The 26,091-nt window shown below is 66.3% G+C and carries 21 protein-coding genes; 8 read left to right on the top strand and 13 right to left on the bottom strand.

The genetic code is table 11. The annotated features are described in order from the left end of the window. Positions 1-38: 38 nt before the first annotated feature. Genes IV113_RS08010 through IV113_RS08000 form a run of 3 tightly spaced genes read right to left on the bottom strand, consistent with a single transcriptional unit; the run spans position 39 to position 3,099 of the window. Positions 39-905, bottom strand: a complete 867-nt coding sequence (locus tag IV113_RS08010) for an ABC transporter permease (RefSeq protein ID WP_291082773.1) — start codon at positions 903-905, stop codon at positions 39-41. A gap of 7 nt (positions 906-912) precedes the next feature. Then, positions 913-2,028, bottom strand: coding sequence for an ABC transporter ATP-binding protein (locus tag IV113_RS08005; RefSeq protein ID WP_291082770.1), 1,116 nt, complete (start codon positions 2,026-2,028; stop codon positions 913-915). 3 nt (positions 2,029-2,031) lie between these two features. Continuing rightward, entirely contained in the window at positions 2,032-3,099 is a 1,068-nt protein-coding gene (locus IV113_RS08000) for an extracellular solute-binding protein (RefSeq protein WP_291082767.1), read from the bottom strand. 216 nt (positions 3,100-3,315) lie between these two features. Between IV113_RS08000 and mnmA the strand changes: the two genes are divergently transcribed. Beyond that, positions 3,316-4,470: a tRNA 2-thiouridine(34) synthase MnmA gene (gene mnmA / locus IV113_RS07995; RefSeq protein ID WP_291082764.1), complete on the top strand. Its 1,155-nt coding sequence runs from the start codon at positions 3,316-3,318 to the stop codon at positions 4,468-4,470. A gap of 20 nt (positions 4,471-4,490) precedes the next feature. Here mnmA and IV113_RS07990 read toward each other — a convergent pair whose 3' ends face one another. From IV113_RS07990 to IV113_RS07960, 7 genes are all read right to left on the bottom strand, one after another. Next, positions 4,491-4,811, bottom strand: a complete 321-nt coding sequence (locus IV113_RS07990; protein WP_291082761.1) for a DUF3325 domain-containing protein — start codon at positions 4,809-4,811, stop codon at positions 4,491-4,493. Continuing rightward, positions 4,804-6,501, bottom strand: a complete 1,698-nt coding sequence (locus IV113_RS07985) for a PepSY-associated TM helix domain-containing protein (protein ID WP_291082758.1) — start codon at positions 6,499-6,501, stop codon at positions 4,804-4,806. The genes IV113_RS07990 and IV113_RS07985 overlap by 8 nt, the downstream gene beginning before the upstream one ends. Positions 6,502-6,510: 9 nt before the next feature. Next, entirely contained in the window at positions 6,511-6,810 is a 300-nt protein-coding gene (locus IV113_RS07980; protein WP_291082755.1) for an iron uptake protein, read from the bottom strand. A 39-nt stretch (positions 6,811-6,849) separates the two neighbouring features. Beyond that, the gene (locus tag IV113_RS07975; protein WP_291082752.1) at positions 6,850-8,985 is read right to left on the bottom strand and encodes a TonB-dependent siderophore receptor; all 2,136 of its coding nucleotides are present in this window, start codon (positions 8,983-8,985) and stop codon (positions 6,850-6,852) included. 384 nt (positions 8,986-9,369) lie between these two features. After that, positions 9,370-10,731: a DUF3422 domain-containing protein gene (locus IV113_RS07970; protein WP_291082749.1), complete on the bottom strand. Its 1,362-nt coding sequence runs from the start codon at positions 10,729-10,731 to the stop codon at positions 9,370-9,372. A gap of 76 nt (positions 10,732-10,807) precedes the next feature. Continuing rightward, positions 10,808-11,845, bottom strand: a complete 1,038-nt coding sequence (locus tag IV113_RS07965; RefSeq protein ID WP_291082746.1) for a response regulator — start codon at positions 11,843-11,845, stop codon at positions 10,808-10,810. Further along, complete coding sequence (locus tag IV113_RS07960; protein ID WP_291082743.1) at positions 11,842-13,503, bottom strand: HAMP domain-containing sensor histidine kinase; 1,662 nt, start codon at positions 13,501-13,503, stop codon at positions 11,842-11,844. The genes IV113_RS07965 and IV113_RS07960 overlap by 4 nt, the downstream gene beginning before the upstream one ends. Before the next feature lie 571 nt (positions 13,504-14,074). On the opposite strand from IV113_RS07960, the gene IV113_RS07955 reads away from it, so the two are divergent. Further along, entirely contained in the window at positions 14,075-16,072 is a 1,998-nt protein-coding gene (locus IV113_RS07955; RefSeq protein ID WP_291082739.1) for a sensor histidine kinase, read from the top strand. Here the strand turns inward: IV113_RS07955 and IV113_RS07950 are convergent. Genes IV113_RS07950 through IV113_RS07940 form a run of 3 tightly spaced genes read right to left on the bottom strand, consistent with a single transcriptional unit; the run spans position 16,039 to position 19,323 of the window. Next, positions 16,039-16,533, bottom strand: a complete 495-nt coding sequence (locus IV113_RS07950; RefSeq protein ID WP_291082736.1) for an NUDIX hydrolase — start codon at positions 16,531-16,533, stop codon at positions 16,039-16,041. The two genes, IV113_RS07955 and IV113_RS07950, sit on opposite strands and share 34 nt — an antisense overlap. An 8-nt stretch (positions 16,534-16,541) precedes the next feature. After that, positions 16,542-18,854, bottom strand: a complete 2,313-nt coding sequence (locus tag IV113_RS07945) for a molybdopterin-dependent oxidoreductase (protein ID WP_291082733.1) — start codon at positions 18,852-18,854, stop codon at positions 16,542-16,544. A gap of 10 nt (positions 18,855-18,864) precedes the next feature. Then, positions 18,865-19,323: an Lrp/AsnC family transcriptional regulator gene (locus IV113_RS07940; RefSeq protein WP_291082730.1), complete on the bottom strand. Its 459-nt coding sequence runs from the start codon at positions 19,321-19,323 to the stop codon at positions 18,865-18,867. Between the two features lie 129 nt (positions 19,324-19,452). On the opposite strand from IV113_RS07940, the gene metC reads away from it, so the two are divergent. The 6 genes from metC (at position 19,453) to IV113_RS07910 (ending at position 26,090) form a co-directional block, all read left to right on the top strand. Then, positions 19,453-20,673, top strand: a complete 1,221-nt coding sequence (metC, locus tag IV113_RS07935; RefSeq protein WP_291082727.1) for a cystathionine beta-lyase — start codon at positions 19,453-19,455, stop codon at positions 20,671-20,673. 104 nt (positions 20,674-20,777) lie between these two features. After that, complete coding sequence (locus tag IV113_RS07930; protein ID WP_291082724.1) at positions 20,778-21,713, top strand: 4-hydroxy-tetrahydrodipicolinate synthase; 936 nt, start codon at positions 20,778-20,780, stop codon at positions 21,711-21,713. Positions 21,714-21,729: 16 nt separating this feature from the next. Continuing rightward, a complete protein-coding gene (locus tag IV113_RS07925) occupies positions 21,730-22,509 on the top strand; it encodes an SDR family NAD(P)-dependent oxidoreductase (protein WP_291082721.1) in 780 nt (259 codons plus the stop codon). A 77-nt stretch (positions 22,510-22,586) separates the two neighbouring features. After that, a complete protein-coding gene (locus tag IV113_RS07920; protein WP_291082718.1) occupies positions 22,587-23,600 on the top strand; it encodes a tripartite tricarboxylate transporter substrate binding protein in 1,014 nt (337 codons plus the stop codon). 6 nt (positions 23,601-23,606) lie between these two features. After that, positions 23,607-24,875 (top strand): D-amino acid dehydrogenase, encoded by a 1,269-nt coding sequence (locus IV113_RS07915; RefSeq protein ID WP_291082715.1) that lies wholly within the window; start codon positions 23,607-23,609, stop codon positions 24,873-24,875. Positions 24,876-24,956: 81 nt separating this feature from the next. Then, on the top strand, positions 24,957-26,090 hold the full coding sequence (locus IV113_RS07910; RefSeq protein ID WP_291082712.1) for a Re/Si-specific NAD(P)(+) transhydrogenase subunit alpha: 1,134 nt from the start codon (positions 24,957-24,959) through the stop codon (positions 26,088-26,090). The last annotated feature ends 1 nt before the right edge of the window (position 26,091 follow it).

The raw sequence follows: 26,091 nt of genomic DNA, 5'->3' as shown, positions 1-26,091 counted from the left end.
GGGGCAGAGAACGAAGTGAACGTGGGGGCTTCATGTCTTCAGGTCTTCATCACCGCGCCGAAACGCTGGCCTGTGAGTCGCAAGCCCACCCACACCAGCACGGTGGAGAGAAACAGCAGCAGGAAACCGAAGGCCGCGCCCTGGTTCCAGTTGAAGCGGGTGATGAACTGCGTGTAGATCTGCTCGGTGAACCACAGCGAGTTCTTGCCGCCCAGCAGCGTGGGCGTGAGGTAGTTGCCCAGGCACAGCATGAAGACCACGATGCAACCGGCCGCGATGCCCGGCGCCGCGTGCGGGATGACGATGCGGCGCACGATGTTGGCGGTGCTGCCGCCGAGGTCGTAGGCGGCTTCGATCAGGCTGTCGTCCAGGCTTTCCAGGCTGTTGACCAGCGGGATCACCATGAAGAGCAACGAGGCGTAGACCAAGCCGACCAGGATGGTGGCATCCCGGTAGAGCAGCTCCACCGGTGCATCGGCCAGGCCCACGCTTTGCAGCAGGCTGGAGATGACACCGGTTTCGCGCAGCAGGATCAGCCAGCCCAGCGTGCGCACCATCTCGCTGACCCAGAACGGCAGCAGGCACAGCACCAGCAGCACGGTCTTGGCGCGCCCACGCGCCACCTTGGCGATGTACCAGGCGGCCGGGAACGCCAGCAACAGAGTGAGCACGGTGGCCAGCACCGAGAGCGTGGCGGTGCGCACGAAGGTGTTCCAGTACAGCGGCTCGTCCACGAAGGTGCGGTACTGCTCCAGGCTGAAGCCGTACTCGCCTGGCCCGGTGCGCGCCTGCAGCGAGAGCACCAGCAGTTCGATGTGCGGCAGGATCACCAGGCCCAGCAGCCACAGCAACGCCGGCGCCAACAACACACCCAGGAAGAAGCGGCGGTGGGTGCTTTCGCTCATGGTGGGTTCATGCCCCGAAACACCAGGCCTGCGCGCTCTGATACGCGAAGTGCACCGTTTCGCCCGGCTTCAGATCAGCCAGGCGCCCGGTGAGGGGCAGGGCGATGTGCAGCGGCGTGTTGCTGCGCGTCTCGCGCACCTGCACGGTGGAGTTGCCGCCGTCGAACAGCACGCTGTCGACCACCGCGCTCCAGGCCGGGTCGCCAGCCGGCAGCTCGCGCGGGCTGCGCCCGATCTCGATGGCCTCGGGCCGCACGAAGAGCACCGCGGTCTGGCCCACGGAGACCGTGCCCACGGCCTGCGCCCACAGCGCCATGCCGCTGCCGGTGCGCAGCTGCACCTGGGCTCCATTGAGTTGCTCCACGTGGCCCTCGAAACGGTTGTTGTTGCCCACGAAACCGGCCACGAAGGACGTGGCCGGCTGGTAGTACAGCTGTTGCGGGCTGCCGACCTGCTCGAAGCGGCCCTGGTTCATCACCGCGACCTGGTCCGACATCACCAGCGCTTCCGACTGGTCGTGCGTGATGTAGACGAAGGTGGTGCCGATCTCCGCCTGCAACTGTTTGAGCTCGACCTTCATGTGCTCGCGCAGTTTCAGGTCAAGCGCGCCCAGCGGCTCGTCGAGCAGCAGCAGGGTGGGCTCCAGCACGAGCGAGCGCGCGATGGCCACGCGCTGCTTCTGCCCGCCCGAGAGCTGGTCGATGCGCTTGTCGACGCTGCCGGGCAGGCCCACGCGCTGCAGCATGTCGGTGACCTTGGCCTTGATGGCTGGGCTCTTGACGCCGCGTCGCGCCAGCCCGTAGGCGATGTTCTCGCCCACGCTCATCATGGGAAACAGCGCCAGGTGCTGGAACACCATGTTCACCGGTCGCCGGTTGGGTGGCACGCCGAGCATGGACGCGCCTTTGATGCGCAGGTCGCCGCTGTCGGGGGCGATGAAGCCCGCGACCATGCGCAGCAGCGTGGTCTTGCCGCAGCCCGAGGGGCCGAGGATGGAGAAGAACGAGCCGCGGCGGACGTTGAAGCTCAGGGCCTGGACCGCCGCAAACGCGCCATAGCGTTTGTCGACGGCCAGGACTTCGAGATCGTTGTCGCCGACGGATGCGGCACCGGGTGTGGGCACCGCTTACTGGGCGGCTTTGACGCGGTCGAGCACGCGGCCTTCGATGTCTTCAATGCCGGCGGGCACCGGCGGGTACCACTTGATGTTCTTCAGCGCGGCGTCGGGGAAGCTGTCGGCGAACTGCTTCTTGAGCGTCGCGTCGGCCAGCTGGTCGGCGCCTTTGCTGGCGGTGAAGTTGCCCGCGGCACTGGCGACTTTGGCGGCGACTTCAGGGCGCATGTTGAAGTTGATCCAGGCGTAGGCAGCTTCGTCGTTCTTGCCCTTGGCCGGCAGGGCGAAGGTGTCGACCCAGCCCAGCGCGCCGGATTTGGGCGCAATGAACTTGATGTCCGGGTTGGCCTTGTTCAGTTCCCAGCCGCCGGTGTCCCACATCATGGCGGTGGTCAGTTCACCCGAGCGGATGCCGGCGAGCAACTGGTCCTTGCCGTCCCAGTAGAACTTCACGTTCTTCTTGCAGTCGGCCAGCTTCTTGCCCATGTCGTCCATCAAGGCGGTGTAGGCCTTGGGGTCGTTGTAGAGCTTGAACGGGTCTTTGCCGGATGCAAATGCCATCGCGATCAGCGTGGGGCGCTTCAGGCGCATGCTGACCTTGCCGGCGTTGTCGGCCGCGCACAGGTCGGCGTAATCGGTGGCTTTGGATGTCTTGGTGTTGACCACAAGCCCGTCGGTGCCCCAGATGTGCGGCACGCCATAGACCTTCCCGGCCACGGTCGTGTTCTTCTTGGTGGCATCGAGCATGGTCGGGATGAACAGCTCGGACTTGAGTTTGCTCAGGTCCATGGGCTTGTAGATCTTGAATTCGGTCTGCGGGCCGGCGATGCGGTCCTGGCTGGGCTGCACCAGATCGAAGCCCGCGCCGGCGGTAGCGCGCAGCTTGGAGATCATTTCCTCGTTGTTCGAGAGCGTGACCTCGACATTGATGCCGGTTTCCTTGGTGAACTGCTCGACCACTTCCTTGGGCGCGTACCCGCCCCAGGTGAGCAGTCGCAGGGTTTTGTCTTGTGCGCTGGCGCCGGTGGCGACGCACAGCAACAGGGAGGCCAGGGCGATGTGGCGAAGGGGTCGGTTCATGTGGGGACTCACTTTCAATGGTGACAGGACAATGAAAACGGCGTGACGACGGGATGGACCGGGTGTGACAGGCGAAGCGCCACTATGGTCCAACCGCATGGCTTGTCAAGACGGCAAGCCCGAAGCGGGCCGACTCCAGCGTACGTCGAAGGGGTGACGGCCCGGTGACAGCCCCGCTACACGCGGGGCCATGTTCGCGACTGGGATAATCCCCCGATGGCAAGCAAACAGCGGGTGGTGGTGGGATTGAGCGGTGGCGTGGACTCTGCGGTGAGCGCGTACCTGCTCAAGCAGCAAGGGTATGAGGTCATCGGCATCTTCATGAAGAACTGGGAAGACGATGACGACAGTGATTACTGCTCGACCCGGCAGGACTTTCTGGACGCCGCCAGCGTGGCCGATGTGCTGGGCATCGACATCGAACACGTGAACTTCGCCGCCGAGTACAAGGACCGCGTGTTCGCCGAGTTCCTGCGTGAGTACCAGGCCGGGCGAACGCCGAATCCCGACATCCTGTGCAACGCCGAAATCAAGTTCAAGGCCTTCCTCGACCACGCCATGCGCCTGGGCGCCGAGAAGATCGCCACCGGCCACTACGCCCGGGTGCGCGAGCGCAACGGATCGTTCGAGCTGCTCAAGGGGCGCGATCCCCTGAAGGACCAGAGTTACTTTCTGCACCGCCTGAACCAGGCACAACTGAGCAAGACGCTGTTCCCGGTGGGCGAGCTGCCCAAGACCGAGGTGCGTCGCATCGCGGCCGAAATCGCCCTACCCAACGCGAAAAAGAAGGACAGCACCGGTATCTGCTTCATCGGCGAGCGGCCGTTCCGCGATTTTCTCAACCGCTACATCGCGAAGGAACCGGGCCCGATCAAGGATCACAAGGGCCGCGTGCTCGGCCAGCATGTGGGCCTGAGCTTCTACACCTTGGGGCAACGCCAGGGCCTGGGCATCGGGGGAGTGCGCGAGAAGGGCGCGCAGAAGGGCGGCAACGAGCACGCGCCCTGGTTCGTCGCACGCAAGGACATCGAGACCAACACGCTCTGGGTGGTGCAGGGCCATGACCACCCCTGGCTGCTCACGCCGCGGCTGCGCGCGCAGGACGTGAGCTGGGTGTCGGGCCATGCGCCCGCCACCGGCAACATGGCCGCCAAGACGCGCTACCGCCAGGCGGATGCGCCTTGCCGTTTCGAGGCCGACGGTGACGCCGGTTTCGCGCTCGCGTTCACCGATCCCCAATGGGCCGTGACACCCGGGCAAAGTGCGGTGCTGTACGACGGCGAGGTGTGCCTGGGCGGCGGTGTGATCACCTCCGATGCCGCGTCCATGGCCGCCGAAACATCCGCCCGCTCGGGGCCCGTGCCGGCCTGATCCGACCCGCGTTCAGACGCTCACACACGGGCACCGACCAGCAGCGCGCGCATCACGCGCGGTCGCCAGGTGAGCAGCATGGCGATCCCGAAAGCGGACGCGGCGACGAACATCACCCAGACCAACACGGCCATGGAAGGGTGGTCGGCCGCCAGACACAGCGCGAGCGACGCCAGCAGGCCCAGTGCACCGGCCTGCCGCAGGCCGCGGCGAAGCAACCGAGGCACCGTCGCCTGCGATCCAGTGACCTGCCGCCAGTGCACCTCCATCGACAGCGCCAGCCAGGCCATGGAGACCCATGCCGCCAGAGCGGCCAGCCCGAGCAACATGGCTTCAGACATGGGCGGTCTCCTCGGGCGAGGGTTTGGGAAGGGCTTGTGGCGCGCCGCTGCGCTCACGGCGGGCGAGGCGGCGTGCCGCCCCCCACGCCAGGCCGGCCGAGACCAGCAATGCCAGGTCCACGCCGGCCACGGGCCAGTAGGAGAACAGGGTCTTGCCCAGGTGGTCCCCTGTGCTGGCCCAGTTCAACAGCACCGCGAGCAGAGCGAGCGCAGAAAAGGCGCGGCACTGCTCGCGCCAGGCGGGTGAGACCGTGCCCTGCGCCACCGGGGCGCTGCGCCAGAACGCGTGCGCCGCAGCGATCAGCCATGCGCCCCAGAAGGCCAGCCGCTCCCACTCGCCCCGCTCGGCCAGCCCGGCGGGCAGCACCCGGTTGGCCACCAGGATGGCGGCGGTGGCGATCAACATGCCGGTGACGGTGCTCACCGCCAGTGCGTCAACGACACGGCTGCCCGCCACGCCCCGCTGCGCGTGCTGGCGCTTGCGCTTTTCCACGAAGAACAGGAAGCCGGTGGCGATGCAGACGCAGCCCAGCAACCCGCCGAACACGTAGAGCCAGCGCAGCAGCCAGTGCTCGAAGTGCTGCAGGTGCAGGCCGGTGAGGAATTCTTCGATGCCGTGCGGCACGGTGGGCGCCGGCTCCTCGCGCAGCACCTCACCGGTGGAGCCCTTGAAGTGCACGGCCTGGCCCACCAGGGCCACGCGGTCGCTGCCGGCGCGGTAGATGCTCACGTAGCTGTTGGCGTCGCCCACGTGATGCACCTGCAGAAAGCCGACCTGGCCGGGCATGCCGCGCGCGTCCCAGCGGCGCCGGGCTTCGAGCACCATGGCGTCCACCGAGGCCAGGGGCCCGGCCACGCCCGCCCGCGCGTGGGGCAGGCCGGTGGCGGCGGCCTCGGCCACTTCGTGTGCCTGCGCCAGCGGGCGCAGCATGGTCTGCGACACCGGCAGGTAGTAGAACTGCGCGAAGATGACCAGGCCCGTGAAGGCGAAGAAGAAGTGGAAGGGCAGGGCCACCACGCCGGTGAGGTTGTGCAGGTCGAGCAGGCCGCGTCGCAGGTGCTTGGTGGGCCGGAAGGTGAACAGCTCGGCCAGCACCTTGCGGTGCATCACCAGGCCCGTGACCAGCATGGCCAGCATGGTCAGCGCCGCCAGGGCCACGATCCAGAAGCCGATCAGCTTCCACTCCAGGTGCAGGCTGTAGTGCAGCGGGTAGAAGAACTCGCTGCCGATCTTCTGCTGCCCTTCGCGCAGGGCCTCGCCGTTGCGCGGGTCGATGGTGGTGTCGCCGTGGACGTGGTTGTGACCCTGCGGGTCTTTCGGCTGCGGCACGCGAAAGCCCACGCCCATGGCCAGCACCGGGTCGCGGTGCGTGGTGTAGGCCCAGAACTCGTCGGCCGGCAGTTCCAGGCGCGGCGTCATCGGGCCTTGCTTCGGGTCGTGCAGCAGCGGCATATTGGCCGCGTAGTCCACTTCGTCGGGCTGCACACGCTGCAGGATGGGCAGCAGCACGCGGTCGAACGAGGGCATGGGCTGGGGCTCGAAGCGCGTCTCGGGGATGGCCCAGCGGTCGATCTCGCGGTCGAACACCGAGAGCGAACCAAAGAAGAACACGACCACGAGCACGAAGCCCAGCACGAGGCCGAACCAGGTGTGCAGCCAGGTCATGGAGAGGCGGAAGTTCGACAGCATGGCGGGCTCCTAGATCAGTTGTTGCTGCAGCAGCCAGGCCGCCCCGGTCATGCACAGGCCGCCCAGCCCCAGCACCAGCCACACGCGAGCGAGGCTGCGCGCCGCGAAGGCCCAGACGAAGGCGACGAGGAAGACGAGGAAGGCCAGCAGCATCAGCACGGTGTGGGCTTCGTGGTAGTCCACGCCGAGCGCCACCAGGCCGGTGATGCCCAGCGTGGTGACGCCCCAGGTGAAGGCGTAGCCGCCCAGCAAGCTGGCCGCGATGCGGCCGATCACGTGGGCGGTGGTGGGCGAGGTGGCGGTGGTCATTGGGCAACCTCCGCGCGAGTTGTGGTCCTCATGGCTTGCTCACCAGCGGTAGTCGGCGGTCAGGATGACCTTGCGCCGGCTGCCGAACCAGCAGTCGCCGCGCGCCAGGCAGACCGCGATGTAGTCCTCGTCGGCCAGGTTGTTGACGTTGAGGGCGAAGCGCCAGGGGCCGGTCTCCCAGGCGGCCATGGCGTCGAACAGCGTCACCGAAGGCACGAACACATTCCCGGTGCCGTCGCCGATGCGGCCGATGTAGCGCGCGCCCGCGCCCACCGACACGCCGGGCAGGCCGACGTCGCGGAAGTTGTGCACGGCCCAGAACGAGCTCATGTGTTTCGGGATGCCCTCGAGTTGCTGGGTGGGATCGAGCGCACCGCCCCAGGATGTGGCGCTGGCGCGTGCCTGGGTGTAGGTGGTGCTGGCCAGGAACTGCCAGGCGCCCACGCGAGCCTGACCCTCCAGTTCCACGCCTTTCACGCGCGAATCGCCGATCTGCTTGCTGAATCCGATGTTGTCGGGGTCGTCGCCCAGGCGGTTCTTTTCCTGGAGCGTGAACACCGAGGCGGTGGCCTGCATCGGCAACTGCCGCGATTCCCACTTGACACCCACTTCCACCTGTTCGCCGCGCTTGGGCGTGAAGGCCCGGCCGAAGGCGTCGGTGCCCGCCACGGGGTTGAACGATTCCGAGTAGCTCGCGTAGGGCGAGACGCCCGGCCGCACCTCGTAGACCACGCCGAGGTTGACACTGGTGGCCGAGTCGCGCGTGGTTTCGCCGCCGACCACGGTGTTGCGCACCTGGTCGTGCCGCGCGCCCAGGCGCACGCTCAGGCCGTTGTTGAACTTCATCTGGTCCTGCACCAGCCAGCCGAGGCGCTTGATGCGTGTCTCGGTGGGCGTGGGGTTGCCCAGCGAGGGGCGCGGGAAGCTGCCGTAGACCGGGTCGTACACGTTGAGCGGCGTGCCCATGCCGTCGGCCTGGGCCAGGCTGGTTTCCATGTCCGTGGCGTCGAAGCCGAACGCCACGCGGTGTGTCACGCCGCCGAGCTCCCAGTCGCGCTTGAGCAGTGCCTCACCGGTGGTCAGGCGCAGGCCATCCTGATAGATGTACCAGGGTCGCCCGAGGTACTGGCCGTTCGCATCGGGGGTGCCTGCCGCGTTGAGGAAGCCGGACCACCAGTCCATGTACATGGATTCCATGCGGCCGTCCACGCGGTCGTGGCGCAGCTGGTGGCTCAGGCGCCACTGGTCACCCAGGCCGATGTCCAGCGAGTAGCCCACGCGCTTGCGCGTGCCGCCGTAGGTGTCCCAGTCGGGCTCGCCGGCGAACAGGTCGCGCGGGATCGGCCCGTTGGGCGCGGGCCGCAGTGTGCCGGCCAGCGGCAGGAAGGCGTTGGTGTTCTGGCTGCGGTCCTTCTGGTATTCCGCATAGACGGTGTAACTGTCCTGCGCGTTGGGCTTGAAGGTGAGCGAGGGCGCGACGAAGGTGCGCTCCTCGTTGGCGAAGCGGATCTGCGTACCGCTGTCCTTCTTCACCGCGACCAGGCGGTAGAGCAGCGAGCCCTCCGCGTTGAGCGGGCCGGTGAGGTCGGCGTGCACCTCGCGCAGGGAATCGTTGCCCACGCGGATGCCGACCTCGCGCTGCGGCACGGCCAGCGGCCGCTTGGGAACCAGGTTGACCACGCCGCCGGGGTCGTTCTGCCCCGCGATGATGGACGAGGGGCCACGCAGCACTTCGATGCGCTCGAAGTTGTAAGGCTCGGTGCGCACCGTGCCGTAGTAGCCCGTGAGCGGCTCGCGCAGGCCGTTGTACAACAGGGTGGACTCTTCGCTGCCGCGCAGCGAGAACCAGTCACCGCGGTTGTCGATGCCGTAGAGCTCGTTGCGCACACCCGCCGCGTAGCGCAGCGCTTCCTGCAGGTTGGGCGAACCCTGGTCGCGGATCTGGTCGGCCGTGATGACGGTCACCGACTGCGGCGTCTCGTTCAGCGGCGTGTCGGTTTTGGTGGCGGTGGCGCTGCGCTTGGTCGCGTAGCCGCGCACCGGGCCACGCGCATCCTCCGGCTGCGCGGGCGCGGTCACCGTGACCTCGCTCAGCGTTGGCGCCGTATCGGTGCCGGAAGCCGTGGCCTGCGCCAGCGTCACTGCGGGCAGGACGGACAGCATCATGGCGGCCATCGCTTGGGTCAGGGGTGAGGGTGCGCATGGGTCAACGCAGATGCGTCCGCAGGAGCGGGCGAGCGGGTCTTGGTGTTTGTGCATGGTCGTAAGGGTGCCGGTGGCTTCCCTCGATCGCATCGGCGCGGCGCCCGTTGCCGGGAACGCCATCGCTGTCAGCGCGGACCGCCGCACCCGCGCGAGCGCACAGACAGGCAGATCGGAAAGAGGGCCAACGGTCACGCCGCGTCGGTTTCCAGAGAAATGGCTGGCGACGGACGGTGTTCGCCCTCTCGGCTGGCTGCATGGCTGCTGTAGGCACAGCAGCTGGCGAATTATATGGGAATAATTCTCATTACCAACAACGACAACAACAACGATGCCGATGGCGGTGGCCGTGCACGCTCAATGCGTTGGCGAGCCCAGGCGTGCGTGAATGCGCCGCGTGGTGCGCCACACGACCCACAGCACGAGTGGCACCAGAGCGCCCGCGGCCATCTCGGGCTGGATCGGCATGCCCGCGGCCTTGGCGCCCTTGGCGATGTAGAGCAGCAGGCTGATCACGTAGTACGAAATGGCCGCGATCGACAGGCCTTCCACGGTGGCCTGCAGTTGCAGCTGCAGTTCCTGACCTCGCGTGAGCTTGGCCAGAAGTTCCTGGTTCTGCGCCTCCGTGACGATGTCGACCCTCGTGCGCAACAGCGCGCTGGTGCGCGAGACGCGTTCGGACAACGACGCCAGGCGTTGCGCGCTGGCCGCCACCGTGGCCATGGCCGGCGACAGTCGGCGCTGCATGAACTCGCCGATGGTCTGCGTGCCCGGGATCGGCTTTTCGCGCAACTCGGCAATGCGCTGTGTGACCACCGAGTCGTAGGCACGGGTGGCGCCGAAGCGGTAGGTGTGCTCGGCGGTGGCGCGCTCGACCCGCGCGGCCAGCGAGACCAGCTGGTCGAGCAGTTCCTGCTCCGATGTGGACTTGTTTTCCAGTTGCGCCGTGATGGCAGCGAGTTGGGCTTCGGCCTGCGCCAGCATGGGCGCCAGCGCCTTGACCACGGGCAGGCCCCGCAGCGCCATGAGGCGGTAGGTTTCGATTTCGAACAGTCGCTGCGAAATGCGGCCAGCCCGCGTTTCGCTCGTGTCCTGCGGGGTGATGACCAGCATGCGCTCAAAGCCCGAGGGCCGCAGGTGAAAGTCCGTCAGCGCCCAGGAATGGCCGCCACCCAGTTGTGAGGCGACCACGGTGCGTTCACCGAACCAGCGCTGCGCAGGCCCCATCAACGCGGCTTGGGCCTCCGGGTTCTGATCGGGCAGCTCGGCCTGCAGCATGACCATCTTGATCGCGGCCACGGTGCGTCCGGGGATGTCGCGCAGCCAGCCCGGCGGCGTGACCAGCGCGCCCAGCAGAGCCGGCTCGCTGGTGCCCAGACCCGTGCCCTCGGCCAGTGGCTGCACGATGGAGTAGCGGGTGAACTCGGTGTGGCGCTCCCATTTGAGCGTGTAGCCCTCGAAGCGCAGCCGCAGGAAGTTGCCGCGCATCTGTTCGGGCGTCAGGGTGTCCTGAGCGGGCAGTCGGCGCAGGTGCTCACATTCCTGCTCGCGGCTCACACCGTCGTTGAGCACGGCCACGAAAACGATCAGCACCGGCAGGCGGATGCGCGCGGAGGGCCGGGCATGCACTTCGTTGTGCAGCTCTTCGCGCAGGGCGTCGTCGGGCGGCAATGCACTGGGTGGGACGGGACTGCCGGCGGGGTGTGTGGGCGAATTCATCGGCGCGTGGACTCTGGGAGTGGGGGCTGCCGCCAACTGTATGCCAAGGCGCTTGCCGCGCTCCCGCCGCATCCACTCAGGATTTGCCGAACAGACGCTTGAGCCAGGTCACGCCGGAGATGGACGCGGTGCTTGTCGTCCCGGTGGTATCCGTGAACAGGTCGAAGAATGGGGCCCCCGGAGGAGCCACATCTGCCGGATCCCCGCCAGACGTCGCCTCGCCAGCGTGTTCGAACGCCAGACTGCGTGATGCCTCCACCGCATGCCTTGCGATGCGGGCGGGTTGTGCCATGAGATCCCGGTGCTTCTTGAGTGCCGATCTGATCATGCGGTTCACGTGGCTCGGGGCCGCGGGTTTGGCTATGAAGCGGAAAATCTGACCTTCATTGATGAGTCGGCCGATGGTGCTGCCGTCGCGTTCCGAGGTGTAGATCATGGCCACGATGTTCGGGCTGCTGCGCTTCACTGCCCTGATGAGATCCAGGGTGGAGCCGGTGTCGGCGTGGGTGTCGGCCACGATCACGGCCACTTTGTGGCGGTGGAGCAGCCTGACCGCTTCGCTCGGGTTTCGCGCCCACAAAAGCAACATCTCGGCACCCAGAACGGCGCGGAGCTGGTGTTCGATGGCAGGGTCTTCGTCCATCAGGAGCACGGCTCCGGTGCGACTGCCACGCAGGCCGTTCATGTCGATTTTCGCGGTGACCGTCGGGTTCGAAGGCCGTGGCAGGGGGACCTCGCGCGCCACCGTCGCTGCATAGGCGACCGTGTCGATCAGGTGCTGGTTGTCCCAAGGCTTGCTGATGAAGCGGAACACTTCGCTGTCGTTGATCGAACGCAGCACGTCGTTGTATTCCGAGTACCCGGTGAGCAACAGCCGCATGGTGTTGGGAGAAACTTCCTTGACCCGTTGGAGGAACTCGGTGCCGGTCATGCCCGGCATGCGCTGGTCGCTGATCACCACGTCGAAATCGCCGTTGCCAACGAGCTCAAGGGCTTCACCGGCATCGGTGGCCGACGACACTTCAAAGCGGCTTTGCAGCAGCCAGTTGAGCGAGCGCAGCACACTGGGTTCATCGTCCACACAGAGGACACGGGGTTTTCGGAGGGCGTTCATGCGGGCAGGCCTGCTGGGATGGGAAGTTCGATCAGGAAGGTGGTGCCGATGTCCACCTGGGTCTTCACGCTCAGGGTTCCGCCATGACCGGTCACGATGTCCTGGGCAATGGCCAGACCCAACCCGGTGCCTGCGCCCGCAGGTTTGGTGGTGAAGTAGGGGTCGAAGATGCGCGGCAGGACGTCATCGGGGATGCCCCTGCCGGTGTCTTCGACCGTGATGCGGATGTATTGACCGTCCGTGGCGGTGGACACCGTGACCACGCCGGCGCCGTCGATGGCCTGGGCCGCGTTCATGATCAGATTCAGAAAGACCTGGTTGAGCTGTGAGGCGTGGCACACCAGCCTGGGAAGCTTGGAGAACTTCTGGACCACCCGGATCTTGGTGGAGATCACGGCCTTGGCGATGTAGATCACGCTCGCCAAGGTGGTGTTGAGGTCGACTGCTGCGGTGCGTGAGCGATCCCGTCGGGAGAAGCTGCGCAGGTTGTCCACCATTTCGTTCATCTGGTCCAGACCCATCAACACATCACCCAGCATGTCCTGCGTCATGTGGAGTTCGTCGGGAAACTGGCTCAACCGCGCTCGCACCGAGTCGGTGTCGAGCTCCAATGGCTGAGATGCCGCTGTGTTCCCCGCACTGGCGGTCGCACGCTCCAGTGCGCGAGATGCTCCGCGAATGCCTGGCGTCATGTCGTCCAGCGCCTGGATGGCCATGAACACATTGCTTTTGGAGAATGCCAGCGGTGTGGTGAGCTGGTGGGCCACGCTGGCCACCATTTGCCCCAGCGAGGTCATCTTCTCGGACTGCGCGAGGTGTTGCTTGTTGGCATCGCTCTCCTGCGCCTGCCTTTCGATCAGCGCCTGTGCGCGCCGCACGATGCTGTGGAGCACCGCGTACACGAGCACGAGCAGGCCCGCCAACATCATCAGATGCATCTGCTCCGAGCGCTGGACAAGATCGCGGTTGTCCTGTGTTTGTTGCTCCAGGCGCGTCTGGTTGTTGGCAGCGGTCAGGCGGACATCGGCCCAGGTCTTCTGGAGCTGGTTGAGGTGGGCCGTGACGTCGGACTGCACCTCAAAAACTGCGACGGGCTTGTCCGTCCGGGGATCAACGAGTGGCCAATGGCTGGTGATGACATCGCGGTTGTCCCGTGACGAAAGATCGCTGGCGGGTTGCCCTTCTCGTGCCGCGCGCGTCCAGCCAGGATCGCCCGACGGGTCCGTACCCACTTGCGAGGGGTCGGAGGAATACAAGGTGATGCCGTGAAGGTCGTGCATCCTGATCTTCACAACCTCGCTTCCGCGCATGGCGCCGAGCAGGCGGGTGTGGAGCGCAGCGAACTGGGGGAGTGCCCGAACGCGCGTCCCCTGCTGCCTCAAGCACTCTTGGGACTGCCTTGACGACATGGGTGCGGGGAAGGTGCCTTCGTGTTTCTTCAGGGGCAGGCAGTGACTGAAATCGATGCCTCGGGCGGCGGCCAGAAACGGCGCCAGCGGGGCGTCCCACAGCGCATTCGACAGGAGGCGTGCCAGTTGGACGTTGCTGCCCTCGTGCGTGGTCAACAGATCACGGCGCGCGACTTCCTCCGCGTGGTTCACCAGCAATGCCTGCATCTCATGAATGGCGTGCGCCTCTTGGTCCTGCACGGATTTCACGAGTTTTGATTCACTGGTCTGAAAATGAATCAATGCGGCGGCAACGCAAACCAGTGCAGCCAAACTGGTGATGGTGAAATGTCTAATCAGTTTGAATCGGGCTTGCATGGTATTGGCCGAGTGGGGTCGGGCGGGAGAATTTCCTGATGGCTTCTCGAAGCATCGTTCCGGTTTCAATGGAATTGACTTCGGTTCGCACGCTGAACACTAAAAGATGATCGTATTCAGTAACGAATGAGGGCCACATACCGCCGTGGCAGTATTTTGAATGCGCGCTTGCCAATCAATTGAGCATTTGTCCGCAAAACGCACATTTCAATATCAATTTTGGCGACTGAAAATTGCGTGAAATTGCAATTGACGGTTGGTTGCCCTCATTCCCGGATGTGCGATTGAGTTTCAATTGAAAACCAATATAGTGCTGATGCAGTATTGGTGACGAATAGCCTCCATTTGCAGAATGCCAGGTCGAAATCGCCGTATGGAAATCGAATGATTCACGGTGATGCGAGACGATCCTTCAAAGCGCATTTCACCTGCGCACTGAATCGAACAAGGAGCCGCAAGCGTCATGACGTTTCGCCAACGCACACACGAAGGTGGGTGGTGGGTCCGGGCGTTGCTCTGGTCGATCTGGCTCCTGTGCGCGCCGGCCCAGGCGCTGGTGCTGGGAGAAGCTGAGGCCTATGACTTGTCCACGGCGTTCACGTACCGGCTTGACGACACCGGGGCGCTGTCCGTGCGCGATGTGCTGTCGCGCCATGAAGCGTGGCGCTTCAGGCCCCTGCGCCAAGGCGCGGCGACGCCCAACTTCGGCTACCAAAGCACCACCCTCTGGCTCAAAGCCGAACTGGATGTCTCCGCGCATGCACCAGATCACTGGTTGATGCAGGTGGCCAACCCGCAACTGGATCGTGTCGAGGTGTTTGTCCTGGAGCCCGGTGGCCGCCTCAGCCGGTCCGTCGGCGGCGATGAGCTGCCGTTTTCGGCGCGCGTCGTCCCGCACAGGCATCTGGTTTTCCCGCTGGTTTTCAACGGGACCGGTCCACGCACCGTGGTGCTGCGCGTCCAGTCCTCCAGCTCTCTGCAAATCCCCGTCACGCTGCTGCAGCCTCAGGCCCTCTTGAGCCAGGACCACCGCCTGTATTCCCTGGTGAGCCTGTACTTCGGTCTGCTGACGGGCTTGTTCGCCTACAACCTGCTGCTCTATGTGGCGGTTCGCGACCGGGTATACCTCTACTACATCGCGTTCGTCGCCGCCATGGGTATGGCCCAACTGACCACCTCCGGTTTCGGTGCCCAGTTTCTCTGGCCGGAGCGACCGGACTGGAACAACCTCGCGCTGCATTTGGGCTACGCAGCGTGTGGACTCGCGGCCATCCTCTTCGGGCGCCGGTTCCTGCACAGTGCCGATGAGTTGCCGTGGCTGGACCGCGTTCTGCGCGGGCTGTTGGTCTGTTGGGCCATCTACATCGTGCTTCGGCCATGGATGGACCACAAGCTGGCGGCCCATGTCCTTGTCGCCATGGTCATTGCCTCCATCCTGCCGCTCATGCTGGCGGGGTGGAATCGGCTCATGGCCCGACGCCGGGGCGCACGCTATTTCTTGCTGGCCTGGGCTCTGCTGATGGTGTGCGGTGTTGCCGAGTCCCTGATTTCGCTGGGTTGGTTGCCGGCCAACACGCTGCTCGCACATCCTGTGATGGTCGGCTCGGCGGTCGAGATGCTGCTGCTGTCGTTTGCCTTGGCCGATCGCATCAAGGCCGACCGCGAAGCGAAGGATCTGGCGCTGTCCATGGGCTTGCGTGAGCAGGTGAAGAAGCAGGAGGCCGAGCGTCAATCGATCGAAAAATCGCGGTTTCTCGCGGCGGTCAGCCACGACCTGCGCCAGCCGCTGTTCGCCATGGGCCTGGCCACTGAAAGCCTGCATGCGCGCGAGCCAAGGCACGACCCCACCGTGATGCAGATGAAATCTGCACTCGTATCGGCCAACGGGCTGCTGGACTCGATCATGACCATGGCGCGCCTGGAAACCGGCTCATTGAGAGCGAACATGTCCGATTTCTCCATCCAGCCGTTGCTGGACCGGGTGGACCTGACTTTCGAGCCACAGGCCACGGCCAAGGGGCTGCGCTGGGTGGTCACGCCGAGCATCGCCTGTGTGCACAGCGACCCCTTGCTGCTGGAGCGCATGGTCAACAACCTGGTGTCCAACGCCGTGCGCTTCACCCAGTCCGGTGGCGTGGTGGTGTCTTGTCGTCTCAGCGGGGCATGTCTGCTGCTGCAGGTTTGGGACACCGGTGCGGGCATAGCTCCGGCTCACCACGAAACCATCTTCACCGAATACTTTCGGGGGGAGCCCGAGACCGAGAGCGACAACGGTGTCGGTCTGGGCCTCTTCATTGTCAAGAGCTGCGCCGCGATGTTGGGCATCGGTCTGTCGTTGCGATCCGTGCCGGGCCGCGGCTCTTGTTTCTCGCTGCGCATCCCGCTGGCCCGAGCAGAGTCGACGAGCCTGGCCAGGATGGCTGACTCTCAGCCAGGCCCTCTGACGGAGACATCGGTTTGAACCAGGGCCAGGGGGTAGCGCTGACCCGCCAGGTGGTCTTCCATGCAGCGCAGCACCAGGGGGCTGCGATGGCGTGGCGCGCTGCGACGGATCTCGTCGGGCGTGAGCCACAACGTCCTGACGATGCCGGTGTCCAGGCTGACACCCGGTGTCACATCCCCCAGCTCGCCGCAGAACGCAAACCGCAGGTAGGTGATGTCCTCGTCCTCGGCGGGGGTCTGGCCGGCCCGTTGAAACCGCGACAGGTACACGCCCACTAGCGCTGTGGGGGTGAACCGGTGGGTGGTCTCCTCCAGCGTTTCTCGCACCACACCTTCGGCCGGGCTTTCGCCGGGGTCCAGGTGACCGGCCGGATTGTTCAGGCGCAAACCCTCAGGCGTGTGCTCTTCGATCAACAGGTACCTGCCATCGCGCTCGATGATGGCGGCCACGGTGACACTGGGTTTCCATCGGGTGTCCATGGCGCGCATTATGGTGGCGCGGGCACCCAGGTGGGTGGTGCGAACGCCTGCACCGCCGGCGCTTCGCCCTGCCAGCGCTCCACCTCGACCAGGGTCGTCATCGCGCTGGTACCCTGGGCCAGCCGCGAGGTGCCCACGTCGAGCGTGAGCACGTTGGGGTTGCCGTGCCGTTCCAGGGTCTCGTCCTGCGGGTCGAACCAGGCGCCGGTGGACATGACCAGCACGCCCGGCATGACGCGCGCGTCCAGCTCGGCGCCGGCCAGGCAACTGCCGCGCGCGTTGAAGACCCGCACCAGGTCGTGCAGGCCGATGCCGCGGCGCGAGGCTTCGTCCGGGTGCATGCACACGCGCTGGCGGGCCTTGATCTTGCCCTGGACCGAGCGCTCCCCCGCGTCGAGTTGCGAATGCAGCTTGTCCGGCGGTTGCGAGCTCACCAGGTGCAGCGGCCAGCGCGCGGCCTCGGGCGCGCCCAGCCACTCCGCGGGGGGCAACCAGGCCGGGTGCGGCGGGCAGTCGTCGTAGCCGAACGACGCGATCTTCTGCGAGTACAGCTCGATGCGGCCCGACGGTGTGCCCAGCGGCGCCGCCACGGGGTCCTGGCGGAACGCCTCGAACAGCACCATGTCGCGCGCCGGTTCGGGCAGTTCGGCGAAGCCTTCGGCCCAGAACACATCGAACGAGGGCAGTCCGAAGCCGGCCGCGCGCCACTTGACGGCCATGTCGTCGTAGATGGAGCGGATCCACGCGGCCTCGTCCCGGCCTTCGGTGAACGCGGCCTCGTGGCCCGCGCGCGCCGCGAGCTCGCGGTAGATGTCGAAGTCGTTGCGGCTCTGTGCGTGGGGCGCAAGCGCCTGCTTCATGGCCAGCACGAAGCGGTCGCGCGAGGAGCCGCCGATGTCGTTGCGCTCCAGCGTGGTGGTGGCGGGCAGCACGATGTCGGCGCGGCGCGCGGCGGGGGTCCACCAGCTGTCGTGCACGACGATGGTTTGCGGCTTCTGCCAGCCCTTCATCAGGCGGTTGAGGTCCTGGTGGTGGTGGAACGGGTTGCCGCCGGCCCAGTAGATGAGCTCGATGTCGGGGTAGGTGCTGGTGCGGCCGTTGAAGTCGTAGGGCTGCCCGGGTGCCAGCAACATGTCGGCGAAGCGCGCCACCGGGATGGACTGGCCGATCGGGTTGCGCCCGGCCGACATTTCGGGCGCCGGCACGTCGGGCCTGGGCGTGGCCGCGCCGTTGATGGAGCCGTGCCCGAAGGCGAAGCCACCGCCGGGCAACCCGATCTGCCCGAGCATGGACGCCAGCGCGATGCTGGCCCAATAGGGCTGCTCGCCGTGGTGGGCGCGCTGCAGCGACCAGGTGCAGTTGAGCAGGGTGCGCCGGCTGGCCGCCCGCAGGGCGAGTTCGGTGATGGTGGGCGCGTCCACGCCGCAGATCGCCGCTGCCCACGCCGCGTCCTTGGCCTGGCCGTCGTCCTCGCCCCGCAGGTAGCGCGCAAAACCTTCGAAGCCTTCGCAGTGGCTGTGCAGGAACGCCGTGTCGTGCCGGCCTTGCGCCAGCAGCGTGTGGGCCATGCCCAGCATCAGCGCGGTGTCGGTGTTGGGGCGGATCGGGATCCAGCGCGCGCGCATGCCTTCCGGCACGTCGGCCTGCGTCGGGCTGATGACCACGAACTCGATCGCGCTGCGGCAGGCGCGTTCCACCCAACCCTGCGTGCTGTGCACACCGGCGCCACCCGAGGTGATCTGTGCGTTGCGCAGGGGCAGCCCGCCGAACGCGATGAACAGCTCGGTGTGGTGCAGCACGTTGTTCCAGTCGGTCACGCGGCCCGTGACGGGCGCGTAGGTGCCGATGACATGGGGCAGCAGGAACTGCGCCGCGCCCCAGCTGTAGTTGCCCGCCTGGTTGACGCAGCCACCGCCGCTGTTCAGGAAGCGGTGCGTGAGCGTGCGCGCGTGGTGCAGGCGACCGGCCGACGACCAGCCGTAGGAGCCGCCGAACACCGCGGCGTGCCCGTGCTGGCTGCGCACGCGGGCCAGTTCACCGGCGACGAGGTCCAGCGCGACGTCCCAGTCGACTTCGACGAAGCGCTCCTGGCCACGCGCACTGCGGTCGCTGGCCTCGCGCTGGTTCAGCCAGCCTTCGCGCACGGCGGGCCGCGCGATGCGCAGGTCGGACTGCATCGTGCCGGGCATGGACGCCAGGATGCCGGAGGGCGCCGGATCGCGGTGGAAAGGCTCGCACGCAAGCAGGCGACCGTCCTGGACGACCGCGGTGAACGCGCCCCAATGGGACAGGGAGGGGAAGCGCTGCACGGGAAGGCTCATGAACGGGGTCTCAGATGTAGTCCAGCGGCAGCGCGGTGGTGTATTTGATTTCTTCCATCGCGAAGCTGGAGCTGACGTCGAACAGGTCCACGATCTGGATGAGCTTCTTGTACACGCGGTCGAAGCCCTGGATGTCGGGCACCACCACCTTGAGCAGGTAGTCGGTCTCGCCACTCATGCGATAGAACTCCACCACCTCGGGCAGGTCGCGCACGCCCAGCGCGAAGCGGCGCAGCCATTGCAGGTCGTGGTGGCTGGTCTTGATGGAGACGAACACCGTGACGCCCAGGCCGAGCTTCGCGCTGTCCAGCAGGCAGACCTGCTGGCGGATGAAGCCCTCTTCGTGCAGACGCTGCACGCGTTTCCAGCAGGCCGTGGTGGAGAGACTGATGCGCTCGGCGATGTCGCTGACCGACAGCCGCGCATCGGTCTGCAACAGGGCGAGGATGCTGCGGTCTTTTTTGTCCATGGTGTGTCCATGATTGTTGAAACAGCCATGGTAAATTTTTTTCACTTTTGAAGCCGGAATGAGGGCAACAACGAAAGAATCGTCACTGCCGCCGCTCCTAGACTGGGTCATCAGCAAGGAGTGCAACGCATGAAAGAAAGTACCCGATTGGTCTCGCTCGGGCGTGATCCCGAACGCTTCGGCGGCATGGTCAACACCCCGGTGTTTCGAGGCTCGACCATCCTGTCGAGCTCCATGGCCGAATGGGAGCAGAAGAAGACGGACCGCGCCAACGATGTGGCCGGCGTCAGCACCTATGGCCGTTTCGGCACGCCCACCACCCACGCGCTGGAAGATGCCGTGGCCCAGCTCGAAGGAGGCCACCGCTCGCTGCTCTTCCCCTCGGGGCTGGCGGCCATCGTCACCACGCTGACGGCGCTGCTGTCGGCGGGCGACCATGTGCTGGTCACCGACAGCGCCTATTCGCCCACCCGCACCTTCCTCGCCCGCGTGCTGTCGCGCTACGGCGTGGAGATGACGCTGTACGACCCGCGCATCGGCGCCGGCATCGAGAAGCTGATGCGGCCCAACACCCGCGTGGTGTATGTCGAGTCGCCGGGTTCGGAGACCTTCGAGATCCAGGACATTCCCGCCATCGCGGCGGTGGCGCACCGCCATGGCGCCCGCGTGGTGATGGACAACACCTGGGGCACGCCGCTGTTCTTCAAGCCGTTCCAGCACGGTGTCGATGTGTCGGTGCAGGCCGCCACCAAATACATCGTGGGCCATTCCGATGCGATGCTGGGCGTGGCCACCTGCTCGCGCGAGGTGTGGCCGCTGATGCGCCAGGTGACGCAGGACATGGGGCAGACGGCCGGTCCCGAAGAGGCCTACCTGGCCTTGCGCGGGCTGCGCACCATGGGCGTTCGACTGCGTCAGCACGGGCAATCGGGTCTGCGCGTGGCCCAGTGGTTGCAGGGGCGCGAGGAGGTCGAGGCGGTGCTGCACCCGGCCCTGCCGGACCACCCCGGGCACGCGCTGTGGAAGCGTGATTTCACCGGCGCCTGTGGCCTGTTCTCGGTGGTGCTCAAGACCTCGTCGCCCGAGGATGTCGCGGCGTTCGTGGACAACCTGAAGTTCTTCGGCCTCGGGGTCTCCTGGGGCGGTTTCGAAAGCCTGGTGGTGCCCTTCACCCCGGGTGCTGCCCACACCGGGGCACGCTGGCCCTGGCGCGGGCAGGCATTGCGCTTGCATGTGGGGCTGGAAGATGTAGACGATCTCATCGACGACCTGGCGCAGGCGCTGGCGTGCATGACGCGCCGTCGCTCGCCGGGCCGCCTGCCTGAGCCCGACCTGGCACGCGCGGCATAAGCTCACAACGAATGTGTCTCCGCCGCACGGCTGTATCTGGGTACCATCGTTTCCCCTGGAATGCCGAACTGGCGACTGTCTCAACTGATAAGGAATGAATGACCATGGCCAAGATGAAAATTGAAGGCTCCTTCGTCGCGCTGATCACCCCGTTCAACCAGGACGGTAGCCCCGACTTCGGTGCCTTTCGCAGCCTGCTGAAGTTCCAGGAAGACCATGGCACCAGCGCGGTGCTGATCATGGGTTCCACCGGTGAGGTGTCGATGCTGTCGCAGAAGGAGCGCGAGACCATCATTGCCGAGACGGCCAAGATGAAGACCGGCAAGATGAAGTTCTTCTACGGCTGCACCGGCAACAACACGCAGACCACCATCGACTACCTGAAGTTCGCCAACGCCAACGGGGCGGATGGCGCCATCCTGGCGGCCCCGGCCTACATCTGCGGCCCCGAAGCCGACCTGGAGGACTACTTCCTGGAGGTGGCCGACGCGACCGATCTGCCGCTGGGCCTGTACAACAACCCGCCACGCGTGAAGACCGACCTGCACTGGGACAACCTGCTGCGCATCTTCAAGCACCCCAACTACGTGGTGCACAAGGAGTCGACCACGCGGGTCGGCCAGGTGGCGCAGGTGCTGCGCGCGCGGCCCGATGTGGCGGTGATGTGCTGCGACTCGCCCAACCTCGGCCTGGTGGTGCCCACCATGAGCCTGGGCGGCCATGGCACCGCCAACATGACCGGCAACATCGCGCCGGCGGAGATCGCCACCATCTCCCGCCCCTGGACCACACCCGAGGTGTCGGTGAGCTTCCGCGATGCCTACCTCGGCCTGCTGCCCATGCTGCACTACTCGTACTCGGCCATCAACCCGGTCGCCATCAAGTCGCTGATGCGCGCCCTGGGCATGCCGGCCGGCGAACTGCGCAAGCCGCTCAAGGGCCTGGAAGGCGAGCCCCTGCTCAAGGGCCTGCGCATCGTCAAGGAACTGGAGCTCGACAAGAAATACGGCTGGAGCTCGCCCGCGCTCAAGTCGGTCTGATACGAAGGTCACCACCATGGATCTGGGAATCGCAGGCAAGACGGCGCTGGTGTTCGGTGGCAGCAAGGGCATGGGGCGGGCCTGCGCGGCGCAGCTCTCGTCTGACGGCGTGCAGGTGGTGATCGCCGCCCGCACCGTGGCCACCATGGAACAGGCCGCGGCCGAGATCTCGGCGCAGACCGGCCAGCCCGTGCGCTGGGTGTCGGCCGACATCACGACCGATGCCGGGCGCGACGCCGCGCTCGCGGCCTGCCCGGCGCCGGACATCCTGATCAACAACGCCGACGGCATGTCGCCCGGCGATTTCCGCACCTGGACCGTGGCCGACTGGCATGCGGCGATCGACTCGATGATGCTCGGGCCGATCGAGATGATGCGGCGCACGGTGGACGGGATGATGGAGCGCCGCTTCGGGCGCATCGTGAACATCGTCTCGCGCAGCGTCAAGACGCCGCAGCTCGAACTGGGCCTGTCCAACGGCGCGCGTTCCGGCCTGGTGGGCTTCGTGGCCGGGCTGGCGCGGCAGACCGTGCGGCACAACGTCACCATCAACAACCTGCTGCCCGGCGTGTTCGCGACCGACGCCCAGCGCCACCACATCCTCGGCATGCTGGAGAGCACCGGCAAGACCTTCGAACAGCTGTGGCACGAGCGCGGCACCAACAACCCGGCCGGGCGCTACGGCGAAGCCGCCGAACTCGGCGCGCTGTGCGGCTTCATCTGCTCGGCGCAGGCCGGGTACATCACGGGACAGAACATCCTGATCGACGGGGGTTCGTACCCGGGCACTTTCTGAGCACCTGAGCCGGCGCAGACCGGCAGCCAGGGGACAAATTGACTGCATCCTTTTCCATTCCATCTTCAAGGGTCATCATGAAACGCTCCACTCGCCGCCTTTTTGTCCAACATGGCGCCGCCCTGGCCGGCGCCGCCGCGCTCACCTTGCTGCAGGCCCCGCAGGCCGCCGCGCAAACCCCCTACCCCAAGGTCCGACCCATCACCATCGTGGTGCCCCATGCACCCGGCGGCGCGGTGGACGGCGTGGCCCGCACCCTGGCCGAGCGCCTGGCCTCGGAGCTCGGGCAAAGCGTGATCGTCGAAAACCGCGCGGGTGCCTCCGGCATGATCGGCGCCGCGTCGGTGGCGCGCACCGACGCGGATGGCTACACGCTGTACTTCAACGCGTCCATCCACTCGATCAACCCGCTGCTCTACAAGAGCACCATCAAGTACGACGCGGTGAAGGACTTCACCGCCATCGGCATGGTGGCCCAGGGCGCGCTGATCTTCAGCGTCAACCCCCAGGTGCCTGCCAATACGGTCCAGGAACTGGTGAGCGTGGTCAAGGCAGCGCCCGACAAGTTCAGCTTCGTCACCAGCGGCTACGGCTCGGCGGGCCACCTGGGCGTGGCCCAGTTCCTGTACGAAACGGGCCTGTCCAAGAGCGGCATTCCCATCGTTCTGTACAAGGGCGCGGCGCCAGCGTTGCAAGATCTGATCGGGGGCCAGGTGCACGCCATGATGGACCCCTTCCTGTCGTCCCTGCCCCATGTGAAGGCGGGCAAGCTGCGTGCACTGGCGGTGACCGGTGCCGAGCGCAGCCCCTTGCTGCCCGACGTGCCCACCATGCGCGAAGCCGGCCTGAAGGACTTCGAGTTCTATTCCTGGTACGGCCTGTGGGCGCCGGCCAAGTTGCCCGCGCCTATCCTCAAGACCCTGGAGGCCGCCACAGCCAAGGCGGCCCAGGACCCGGCGCTCAAGACCAAGCTCAACGGTCTGGGCTTCGACGTGGCCTACCGCAACGCCGCGGATTTCGACAAGTTCATTGCCAGCGAGATGACCAAGTACCAAGCCATCATCGAAAAGGCCAACATCAAGATCGAATAAGCGCACATGCGAGTCCTGGTGCTCGGGGCCGGCGTCGTCGGCATGGCGACGGCCTACTACCTGTGGCGCGACGGACACGAGGTGACGGTGGTGGACCGCCAGGGCGGCCCGGGGCTGGAGGCCAGCTACGGCAATGCCGGCGGTCTGTGCCCCAGCTTCGCGGGCCCGTGGGCCGCGCCCGGCATGGTGGCCAAGGCGCTGCGCCTGTCGCTGACGCCGCGCTCGCCGATCCGTTTCCGGCCGCAGCCCGATCTCCATCAGTGGACCTGGCTGGCGCGTTGGGTGGCCAATTGCAATGTGGAGAGTTTTCGCCGGAACAAGCTGCGCATGCAGCGCGTGGCGCATTACAGCCTGGCCTGCCTGCGCACGCTGGTCGACGAGGCCGGCCTGGACGGCTTCGACTTCCACAGCGATGGCGTGCTGCAGCTGTTCCGCACCCCGGAAGAGCTGGAGCTGGGGCGCCTGTCGGCGCGGGCGCTGGAGGAATTGGGCATCGCGTGGCGCCTGCTGAACGCGGGCGAGGTGGATGCGCTGGAGCCGGCGTTGGCGCAGCGCAGCGCCCCCATCGCCGGCGCCCTGCACCTGCCGTCGGATGCGTCCGGCGACAGCCACAAATTTTCGAAAGCGCTGCACCAGCATCTGGTGGCGCGCGGTGTGCGGTTCCTGTTTGACACCCCGGTCCACGCGATCGAGCACGAGGCCGCGGCGATCACCGGTGTTCAAGCCGGGCCGCAACGCCTGGTGGCCGATGCCTATGTGGTGGCGCTGGGCAGCTTTGCACCCCGGCTGCTGCGACCGCTGGGCATCCGGCTGCCGGTGTATCCGCTCAAGGGCTACTCGATCACGGTGCCCGTGCAGGACGACGGCCCCGACTTCCAGACGGCGCTGATGGACGAGCACAACAAGGTCATGATTTCGCGCCTGGGTGGTCGCGTGCGCGCCGCCGGCATGGGTGAACTCGGCGGCTACGACCTGAGCACCGACCCCGAGCAGCGCGACATGCTGGTGAATGTGGTGCGCGAGTTCTTTCCGGTGGGGCTGGACTTCGATCGTGTGGAAACCTGGGCGGGACTGCGGCCCATGACACCCGATGGCCCACCCGTGCTGGGTCGCACGCACTGGCCCAATCTGTTCCTGAACAGCGGGCACGGGTCCAATGGCTGGACACAGGCGTGCGGCACCAGCCGCATCGTGGCCGACATCCTGGCGGGTCGATCACCCGCCATCGACATGGATGGCTTGACGGGCGAGCGATTCGGCATCGCGTCGGCCTGATGCGATTGCGCGGACTAGAATGCGTCCCAGCCCGGAACCCGCGTGCCGCGGGGCAACTGCCCAGATACTGAGGAGACCTTCATGCTGATTGGCGTACCCGCTGAAACGACAGTGGGCGAGACCCGCGTAGCCGTCACGCCCGAGACGGCAAAGAAATACGTGGCGCAGGGCCACACGGTTCGCGTTCAATCCGGGGCCGGCGTGGCCGCCAGCGTGACCGACGCGGCGTACACCGCGGTGGGCGCCGAGATCACCGACGCTGCGGGCGCGCTGGGTTGCGACCTGGTGCTCAAGGTGCGCACCCCGTTCGACAACGAGCTGACCCTGATGAAGCCCGGCGCCACCGTGGTCGGCATGCTCAACCCCTTCGACGGCGACGGCCTGCAGCGCATGGCGCGTGCCGGCCTCACCGCTTTTGCACTGGAAGCGGCACCCCGCACCACCCGTGCGCAAAGCATGGACGTGCTGTCCTCGCAGGCCAACATCGCCGGCTACAAGGCCGTGATGTTGGCGGTCCACCACTACCAGCGCTTCTTCCCCATGCTCATGACGGCCGCCGGCACGGTCAAGGCCGCGCGCGTCGTGATTCTGGGCGTGGGCGTTGCGGGTCTGCAGGCCATTGCCACGGCCAAGCGCCTGGGCGCCGTGATCGAAGCGTCGGACGTGCGCCCGAGCGTGAAGGAACAAGTCGAGTCGCTGGGCGGCAAGTTCATCGACGTGCCTTACGAGACCGCTGAAGAGAAGGAAGCGGCCGAGGGTGTGGGTGGTTATGCCCGGCCGATGCCGCCGAGCTGGCTGGAGCGTCAGAAGATCGAAGTGGCCAAGCGCGTGGCGCTGGCCGACGTGGTGATCTCCACCGCACTGATTCCCGGGCGTGCTGCGCCCGTGCTCATCACCGAAGACATGGTCCAGTCGATGAAGCCTGGCAGCGTGATCGTGGACATCGCCGCTGGCAAGGGTGCCAACGGTGTCGGTGGCAACTGCCCGATCACCGAGACCGACCGCACGGTCGTCAAGCACGGTGTGACCATCGTCGGCGAAACCAACCTGGCCGCCATGGTCGGCGCCGATGCCTCGGCGCTCTACGCGCGCAACGTGCTCGATTTCCTCAAGCTCATCGTCAACAAGGACGGCGCGCTGCACGTGGACATGGAAGACGACATCGTCGCGGCCTGCCTGATGGCGCAGGGCGGTGAAGTGAAACGCAAAAGCTGAA

It is taken from the genome of Hydrogenophaga sp., from assembly GCF_018780385.1.
Lineage (GTDB): Bacteria > Pseudomonadota > Gammaproteobacteria > Burkholderiales > Burkholderiaceae_C > Hydrogenophaga.
This window is presented reverse-complemented; position numbering and strand designations above follow the sequence as displayed.

Coding starts and splice junctions, on each gene's coding strand:
- IV113_RS07940 (WP_291082730.1), bottom strand. CDS start 19,323: ATGGACAAAAAAGACCGCAGCATCCTCGCCCTGTTGCAGACCGATGCG.
- IV113_RS07990 (WP_291082761.1), bottom strand. CDS start 4,811: ATGTCTGAAGCCATGTTGCTCGGGCTGGCCGCTCTGGCGGCATGGGTC.
- IV113_RS07930 (WP_291082724.1), top strand. CDS start 20,778: ATGGCCAAGATGAAAATTGAAGGCTCCTTCGTCGCGCTGATCACCCCG.
- IV113_RS07975 (WP_291082752.1), bottom strand. CDS start 8,985: ATGGCCGCCATGATGCTGTCCGTCCTGCCCGCAGTGACGCTGGCGCAG.
- IV113_RS07925 (WP_291082721.1), top strand. CDS start 21,730: ATGGATCTGGGAATCGCAGGCAAGACGGCGCTGGTGTTCGGTGGCAGC.
- IV113_RS08000 (WP_291082767.1), bottom strand. CDS start 3,099: ATGAACCGACCCCTTCGCCACATCGCCCTGGCCTCCCTGTTGCTGTGC.
- metC (WP_291082727.1), top strand. CDS start 19,453: ATGAAAGAAAGTACCCGATTGGTCTCGCTCGGGCGTGATCCCGAACGC.
- IV113_RS07985 (WP_291082758.1), bottom strand. CDS start 6,501: ATGCTGTCGAACTTCCGCCTCTCCATGACCTGGCTGCACACCTGGTTC.
- IV113_RS07945 (WP_291082733.1), bottom strand. CDS start 18,854: ATGAGCCTTCCCGTGCAGCGCTTCCCCTCCCTGTCCCATTGGGGCGCG.
- IV113_RS07915 (WP_291082715.1), top strand. CDS start 23,607: ATGCGAGTCCTGGTGCTCGGGGCCGGCGTCGTCGGCATGGCGACGGCC.
- IV113_RS07950 (WP_291082736.1), bottom strand. CDS start 16,533: ATGGACACCCGATGGAAACCCAGTGTCACCGTGGCCGCCATCATCGAG.
- IV113_RS08010 (WP_291082773.1), bottom strand. CDS start 905: ATGAGCGAAAGCACCCACCGCCGCTTCTTCCTGGGTGTGTTGTTGGCG.
- IV113_RS07920 (WP_291082718.1), top strand. CDS start 22,587: ATGAAACGCTCCACTCGCCGCCTTTTTGTCCAACATGGCGCCGCCCTG.
- IV113_RS07980 (WP_291082755.1), bottom strand. CDS start 6,810: ATGACCACCGCCACCTCGCCCACCACCGCCCACGTGATCGGCCGCATC.
- IV113_RS07970 (WP_291082749.1), bottom strand. CDS start 10,731: ATGAATTCGCCCACACACCCCGCCGGCAGTCCCGTCCCACCCAGTGCA.
- IV113_RS07910 (WP_291082712.1), top strand. CDS start 24,957: ATGCTGATTGGCGTACCCGCTGAAACGACAGTGGGCGAGACCCGCGTA.
- mnmA (WP_291082764.1), top strand. CDS start 3,316: ATGGCAAGCAAACAGCGGGTGGTGGTGGGATTGAGCGGTGGCGTGGAC.
- IV113_RS07955 (WP_291082739.1), top strand. CDS start 14,075: ATGACGTTTCGCCAACGCACACACGAAGGTGGGTGGTGGGTCCGGGCG.
- IV113_RS07965 (WP_291082746.1), bottom strand. CDS start 11,845: ATGAACGCCCTCCGAAAACCCCGTGTCCTCTGTGTGGACGATGAACCC.